This is a genomic window from Rhodococcus sp. R1101, assembly GCF_000278445.1.
In the GTDB taxonomy this organism is placed as follows: Bacteria; Actinomycetota; Actinomycetes; order Mycobacteriales; family Mycobacteriaceae; genus Rhodococcus; species Rhodococcus gordoniae.
The window spans coordinates 1-4,827 of sequence record NZ_AJVB01000285.1 but is presented as its reverse complement, the minus strand read 5'-3'; the positions used below and the strand labels follow the sequence as shown (position 1 = coordinate 4,827).

General features: G+C 68.8%; 3 protein-coding genes and 2 pseudogenes. All 5 read right to left on the bottom strand.

Annotated features, from left to right (window positions below; all coding sequences use genetic code 11):
- Nucleotides 1–251 (bottom strand): annotated as a pseudogene (locus tag R1101_RS31525) (hypothetical protein); the annotation flags it as partial.
- Nucleotides 187–1,197 (bottom strand): lipoyl synthase, encoded by a 1,011-nt coding sequence (gene lipA, locus R1101_RS0116035; RefSeq protein ID WP_026003343.1) that lies wholly within the window; start codon nt 1,195–1,197, stop codon nt 187–189. The gene lipA and the pseudogene R1101_RS31525, both read right to left, overlap by 65 nt.
- 53 nt (nt 1,198–1,250) lie before the next feature.
- Nucleotides 1,251–2,030 carry a lipoyl(octanoyl) transferase LipB gene (lipB, locus tag R1101_RS0116030; RefSeq protein WP_016934397.1) on the bottom strand — a complete coding sequence of 260 codons (780 nt, stop codon included), beginning with the start codon at nt 2,028–2,030 and terminating at the stop codon, nt 1,251–1,253.
- A 123-nt stretch (nt 2,031–2,153) separates the two neighbouring features.
- Complete coding sequence (gene sucB / locus R1101_RS0116025; RefSeq protein ID WP_016934396.1) at nt 2,154–3,899, bottom strand: 2-oxoglutarate dehydrogenase, E2 component, dihydrolipoamide succinyltransferase; 1,746 nt, start codon at nt 3,897–3,899, stop codon at nt 2,154–2,156.
- Nucleotides 3,900–4,196: 297 nt separating this feature from the next.
- A pseudogene (locus R1101_RS0116020) lies at nt 4,197–4,827 on the bottom strand (leucyl aminopeptidase); the annotation flags it as partial.

Here is a 4,827-nt window from a genome sequence, read left to right as displayed (position 1 = left end):
TTGCGCTGGATCTGGAACGCCTGCCACAGCTGGGTTCGACGCTCCTTCGACGCCTGCTTGCGTGCGGCCTTCGCCGCGGCCTTCGCTTCCTTGTCGGTCTTGCTGCCCTTCGCCATGCATTCAAGGATACCGGCCCCGGTGGTGGCACCTTTACCACCACCGGGGCCGTTACGAACCTGCGCGACGTCAGTTGCCGAAGCGCGCGAGAACCGCGCCGGCTTCCTGGGACGCTGTGCCCTCTTCGGCGAGATGCGCCTGGTCGGCGGGGAGTTCGCGTCCGTGATGGGCCATCGCCTGCGCGTACAGGCGACCTGCGCGGTACGACGAACGCACCAGCGGTCCGGCCATCACACCGGCGAACCCGATCTCGCGGGCGGTCTCGGAGTGGTCGACGAACTCCTGCGGCTTGACCCAGCGCTCGACCGGATGGTGCAGCGGGGAGGGCCGCAGGTACTGGGTGATCGTGATGATGTCGCAGCCGGCGTCGTGCAGGTCGTGCAGCGCTTCGGTGACCTCCTCGGGGGTCTCGCCCATGCCGAGGATGAGGTTGGACTTGGTGACCAGACCGAAGTCGCGGGCCTGCCGGATCACGTCGAGCGACCGCTCGTAGCGGAAGGCCGGACGGATGCGCTTGAAGATCCGCGGCACCGTCTCGACGTTGTGCGCGAGCACCTCGGGACGCGACTCGAAGACCTCTCGCAGCAGGTCGGGCTTACCGTTGAAGTCGGGGATCAGGTTCTCGACGCCGGTGCCCGGATTGAGCGCGTGGATCTGCTTCACCGTCTCGGCGTAGAGCCACGCGCCACCGTCGGGCAGATCGTCGCGGGCGACGCCGGTGATCGTGGAGTAACGCAGACCCATGGACCGGACCGACTCGGCGACACGGCGTGGCTCGTCGCGGTCGAGCGCGGCCGGCTTGCCGGTGTCGATCTGGCAGAAGTCGCAGCGCCGGGTGCACTGCTCGCCACCGATGAGGAAGGTCGCCTCGCGGTCTTCCCAGCACTCGTAGATGTTGGGGCAACCGGCTTCCTCGCACACGGTGTGCAGACCTTCGCGGCGCACCAGGCCTTTGAGGTCGGTGTACTCCGGGCCCATCTTCGCCCGGGTCTTGATCCAGTTGGGTTTGCGTTCGATCGGCGTCTGTGCGTTTCGGGTCTCGATCCGCAGCAGCTTGCGTCCTTCTGGGGCCACAGTCACGTCCTCGATCGTACGCCGCCGGTCCTGCCCGGATCCGGCGGGTGCGACCGCCCTCAGAACCGGCGCGTCGTGAATTCCGGGGTGGTGGTGGGAATTCCGGACGCACCGACGGCCTGCTCGAAGGTGACCCGGTCGATGTCGCAGTCGGTCACGGGGATTCGGCCGTCGAGCGCTGCGATGACGGCTTCGGTGACGGCGGGGATCACCTCGTCGACGGTGACCTCCCGGCCGAGTTCGCCGGTGAGCGACGCGACTCCGGCGTCGCGGATGCCGCACGGGACGATCGAGTCGAACGCGTCGAGAGTCGAGTTGCAGTTGAGTGAGAACCCGTGCATCGCGACCCCGCGTTGCACCCGGATGCCGATCGCGGCGATCTTGCGTTCGGGGAGCCAGTGCCCGTCGCGCAGTTCGGCGGGAAGCCACACGCCGGACCGTCCGTCCACGCGGCCGCACGTCAGACCCATGTCGGTGCACACACGGATCAGGCCCTGCTCGATGCGGCGCACGTAACCGACCACGTCGACGGGTTCGGCGAGCTTGACGATGGGATAGCCGACGAGCTGGCCCGGACCGTGCCAGGTGATCTTGCCGCCGCGGTCGACGTCGATGACGGGGGTGCCGTCGGTGGGCCGGTCGCCGTCCTCGGTCCGGCGCCCGGCGGTGTAGACGGGCGGGTGTTCGAGCAGCAGCAGGGTGTCGGCGCCGATGCCGTCGGCGCGCTCGTTCGCGAGTTCGCGCTGCTTCTCCCAGGCCTCGAGATAGCCGATGGTCCCGAGCCGCGCGACCGCGACGGGAGCCGAGTCGGAGCGGGCGGAAGACGAGGGATTGCTCATGTTCCTGAACTCTACGCCGCGCGGTACGGCGTGAGCACCCGCGGTGCGGGGACGCCGCGGGGGCACCACCTGGTCGGTGATGCCCCCGCGGATGTCGTCCGGATCGTCGTCCGGTTCCCGGACCTACAGTCCCAGTTCGGACTCGAAGGCGCCCTCCTCGAGACGATGCTTGATCGTCTTGAGGAAGCGGCCTGCGTCGGCACCGTCGATCAGGCGGTGATCGTAGGTGAGCGGCAGGTAGCACATGGACCGCACACCGATCGACTCGTTGCCGGTCTCGTCGTTCACCACGACGGGACGCTTGACGATCGCGCCGGTACCGAGCATCGCGGCCTGCGGCGGCACGAGGATCGGGGTGTCGAACAACGCGCCCTGGCTACCGATGTTGGTGATGGTGAAGGTGCCACCGGCCAGCTCGTCGGGCTTGAGACCGCCCTTGCGGGCACGCTCGGCGATGTCGGCGATCGCGCGGGCGAGCTCGGCCAGCGACAGGTCGCCGGCATTGTGGATCACCGGGGAGAGCAGGCCCTGCTCGGTGTCCACGGCGATGCCGAGGTGTTCGGCCGCGTGGTAGGTGATCTCCTTCTTGCTGTCGTCGAAGGAGGCGTTGATGTTCGGGTGCGCCCGCAGCGCCTCGACTACGGCCTTCGCGAAGAACGGCAGGAAGGTGAGGTTGACGCCCTCGCGCTCGGAGAACGTCTTCTTCGCCTGTGCGCGCAGCTGAGCGATCTTGGTGACGTCGACCTCGAAGGTCTGGGTGAGCTGCGCGGAGGTCTGCAGCGACTCGAGGGTCTTCTTCGCCGTGATCTGACGGATGCGGTTGACCTTCTGGGTCGTGCCGCGCAGCTTGGCGAGCTCGGGACGGACACCCGGAGCCGGACCGGCGGGAGCAGCGGTCTTCTGCTCGGCGCCGGCGGCCGTGCCACCCTCGGCGGCGGCGAGGACGTCCTGCTTGCGGATGCGGCCGCCCACACCGGTGCCCTTCACCGCGGACAGGTCGACACCGTGCTGCGACGCGAGCTTGCGGACCAGCGGGGTGACGTACGGGGTCGCACCGCTCGGGGTGGACTCCTCCTGCGGCGCGGGCTTCGGAGCCGAAGCCGCGGTACCGACGGGCTTCGGCGCGGGTGCCGGGGTGGCCTGCTCCACCTTCGGCGCCTGCTGCTGGGCGGCGGGCTTCGGAGCTTCCTGCTTCGGGGCCTCCTGCTTCGGCGCAGGCTTCTCCTCGGCGGGAGCGGACTGCTGGGCCGGAGCGGACTGCTGAGCGGGAGCTTCGGAACCGATGACGGCGAGCTGTCCGCCGACCTCGACCGTGTCGTCCTCCTGCGCGGTGATCTCAGTGAGGATGCCGGCGACGGGAGAGGGGATCTCGGTGTCGACCTTGTCGGTGGAGACCTCGAGGAGCGGCTCGTCGACGGCGACCTCGTCGCCGACGGCCTTGAGCCAGCGGGTGACGGTGCCTTCGGTGACCGACTCGCCCAGTGCCGGCATGGTGACGGGGGTGCCGTCGCCGCTGCCACCCGAGGAAGCGGGCTGTGCGGGAGCGGATTCGGCGGCGGGTTCCTCCGAGGGAGCCTGCTCGGCCGGTGCCTCTTCGGCGGCGGGTGCGGAGCCGTCGCCGGCTTCCTCACCGGCGTCACCGATCACGGCCAGTTCGCCACCGATCTCGACCGTGTCGTCCTCCTGGGCGACGATCTTGACCAGCACGCCGGCGGCAGGCGACGGGATCTCGGTGTCGACCTTGTCCGTGGATACTTCGAGCAGGGGCTCGTCGACTTCGACCGTGTCTCCTTCCTGCTTGAGCCATCGCGTGACAGTTCCCTCGGTGACGCTCTCACCAAGCGCTGGCATCTGGACGGAGAAGGCCATGTCTGTTGACTCCTCGACGGTTGTGTTCGTGTGTGTTGAGTTGTACCGACTCGTGGTCGCCGACCATTGTGTGGTCGTTGACCATTGTGCGCGGGGCAGGGACCCCGTGCCTGCTGGTTCACGTGTTCGGTCGGGCCGATACCGGCGGGGCATGGCCACACCCATCCTTGCACCTATCTTTCGGTGACGTTCGGGGAGGGGCGGGTCACTTCACACCGGGGGTTCGGCTGTTGCCGATCACACCGGTCCTCTCCCTTGCCTCGGGTGAGACCTCCGGAAGAGGACCGGTGTGGGCGATCATCCGTTGGCGGCGACGTCCTCGATCACGGCGAGCATCGTGCGCACGGGCACACCGGTGCCACCCTTACCGACGTAACCGAACGGTCCGCCGGTGTTGAACGCCGGGCCCGCCACGTCGATGTGGGCCCACTGCACACCCTCGGGGACGAACTCCTTCAGGAAGATGCCGGCCGTGAGCATGCCTCCCCACCGGTGAGGGGAGACGTTCGCGAGGTCGGCCACACGGGACTCGAGATCGCCGCGCAGTTCCTTCGGGAAGGGCATCGGCCAGCCGTTCTCCCCGACCTCCTGCGACAGCGCGGCCACGCGGTCGCGGAACTCGTCGTGACCCATGACGCCCGGGGTCCGGGTGCCGAGGGCGACCATCTGGGCGCCGGTGAGGGTCGCGGTGTCGATGAGGTAGTCGGGATCGTCCTCGCAGGCGCGCACGATGGCGTCGGCGAGGATCAGGCGACCCTCGGCATCGGTATTGATGACCTCGACGGTGGTTCCGCCGTACTGGGTCAGCACGTCGCCCGGCCGCTGCGCCGTGGACGACGGCATGTTCTCGGCCATCGGCACGGTGGCGGTGACATCGGCGGCGACACCGAGCTTCGCGGCGAGCACGACGGTTGCGATCACCGCGGCG

What these genes read in the sequence shown, in the direction of transcription:
- lipB (WP_016934397.1), bottom strand. Translation starts at nt 2,030, where the DNA reads ATGAGCAATCCCTCGTCTTCCGCCCGCTCCGACTCGGCTCCCGTCGCG.
- sucB (WP_016934396.1), bottom strand. Translation starts at nt 3,899, where the DNA reads ATGGCCTTCTCCGTCCAGATGCCAGCGCTTGGTGAGAGCGTCACCGAG.